This is a genomic window from bacterium (assembly GCA_024224155.1).
In the GTDB taxonomy this organism is placed as follows: Bacteria; Acidobacteriota; Thermoanaerobaculia; order Multivoradales; family JAHEKO01; genus CALZIK01.
Genome location: JAAENP010000098.1, coordinates 1 through 1836 on the forward strand (window position 1 = coordinate 1; position 1836 = coordinate 1836).

Below are 1836 nucleotides of genomic sequence, written 5' to 3' on the forward strand. Positions count from 1 at the left end.
GAGCGACGACGATTAATACCCATGACAAGGCCATCAACTCGCCACTACGTGGCCGGGACCTCCACATTTCGTGCCCCGGCCCCTTCAGCACTCGACGACAAGGTAAATCGGGTGTGATCGGTTCGCTGGCGGGCCTGGGACAGCGCCGTGCTCCAGGAACCGCTTCCGAGAATGCCGGTCCTCCGCATGGGGCCGAACTTGCCGTCTAGCAGCCCGTTGAAAAAGGGCCGCTTTATCAGCGCTCACTCGCGGGGGAGAAATGTGGCGGCGAAACCGAGCTGAGCGCTCTGCACGACGAGGAGGGTGACCAGGAACGCTCCGTCGGGCGTCAGAATGAGGAAAATGGCCATATATCCCCGTGCCACGGCCTCCTTCGGGGTGCCGGCGCCGATCAGTTGGCGCATCAGGAGACTCAGATTGTGGCCGGCGACGTGGAGCAGGTAGCGCTTATGCACGTTCTCGCGCCCGCGCAGCCAGGTTCGTCGCATGCCGCCACGATCAAGGCTGTGGGCAAAGGAGCGTTCGACGATCTCGGCGCGCAGCCTGAAGGTCTGCCGGGCGACCTCGGACAAGAGCCGCGCCCGGTTGTTGGTGACCGCGCGCCTCGCCGCCTCGTCGCCGCGCCAGCGCGCGAAGCCCTTCGGCTTGGGCTCGGCGATCCGCGTCTTCCAGGGACCGTTGTCCAGGGCCTTCAAGACCGCCCGTGAGTGATAGCCCTTGTCGGTCACGCATTCGGCCGGTGCCTCGGTGGTCGGTCCCAGGTCCACCGCCTCGAGCCTCTCCTTGGCCGCCGTCAGCGTCTTGGCAAGGGTCGTCGTGTCGCCCTCATCGGCCGGGTGCAGCTCCGCCGCCACGACGGCGCCCGTGTCCAGGTCGACCGCGTGCTCGGGCTTGTAGGCCAGATGGGTCGTGCCGTCCTTCATCTTGGCAATCTTGGCCTCGGGGTCGCTCTTCGAGACCCAGTCCTCGTTGGACAGCTTCTTGCCCTTGCGGGCCCGGTCCAGGCGCACCAGGTCCTCGGCCGTCGGCGTCTCGATCCCGCTCTCCGCGGCCAGGCGCTCCAGCATCTCCCGGTAGCCCTCGCCGCTGTCGCGCCGCACGATGGTCCTGAGCGCCGCGTTGGCCTCCATGGTCGAGGCATCAACGCCGATCCGCTCGCCCTTGATCAGCCCGGCCTCGGCAATCCGCGCCAGAACCCAGTCGAAGACCGCCTGATGGACCTCGTGGGGCAAGCGCGAGCGGGTCTTCGACAGCCAGGAATGGTCCGGCACCCGCGCCCGGCTCTCCAGCCGCAGGAACTCCCGCAGCGACAGGGAATCCGAGCACCGCCACTCCAGCCCACGCTCGCTGTCGATGCCCTCGAAGTAGCCCACCAGGTGCATACGGAAGTAGCGCCCCGGCGGCACCGAAGGCGCCCCCATCCTCGCCGCGTAATAGGGCTTGCAGGTCGCCTCGACAAGAGCGTCGAAGTCGGCTTCAACCAGCACAGACTGCAGACGGTCGTAAAACACATGGCCCGGCGAGCGCGGCATCTCCGACCAGCCGACCATCAAGTCCCCCTGACGATCCTTCTGCTGTCCCATCGCCATCGCCGACTCCTCCAGTCCAGTCAGGGCCTCAAAGAATCAGACCAGACCCCTCACGTCCAGAGCCGACTTCGTCAACGGGCTGCTAGGCCCGGCGGCGCGGCGGAAACGGCAGTTCTGTGCGGTGTCGGGGCAACAGCGGCCTCGCCCCTCAAAGGCTCAGGTTGAACGCGATCGAGATGCGCTCGCGATTGCCGCGGTAGGGTCGCACCGCATGCTGCAGCCAGCTCGGGAACATGATGATCATGCC

2 protein-coding genes are annotated in these 1836 nt (G+C 66.7%); both read right to left on the minus strand.

Annotated elements, in window-relative coordinates:
* Positions 1 to 242 precede the first annotated feature (242 nt).
* Positions 243 to 1589, minus strand: coding sequence for a transposase (locus tag GY769_05785; GenBank protein MCP4201430.1), 1347 nt, complete (start codon positions 1587 to 1589; stop codon positions 243 to 245).
* A 148-nt stretch (positions 1590 to 1737) separates the two neighbouring features.
* Positions 1738 to 1836 (minus strand): hypothetical protein (locus GY769_05790; protein ID MCP4201431.1); only part of this gene is annotated, 99 nt, incomplete at its 5' end.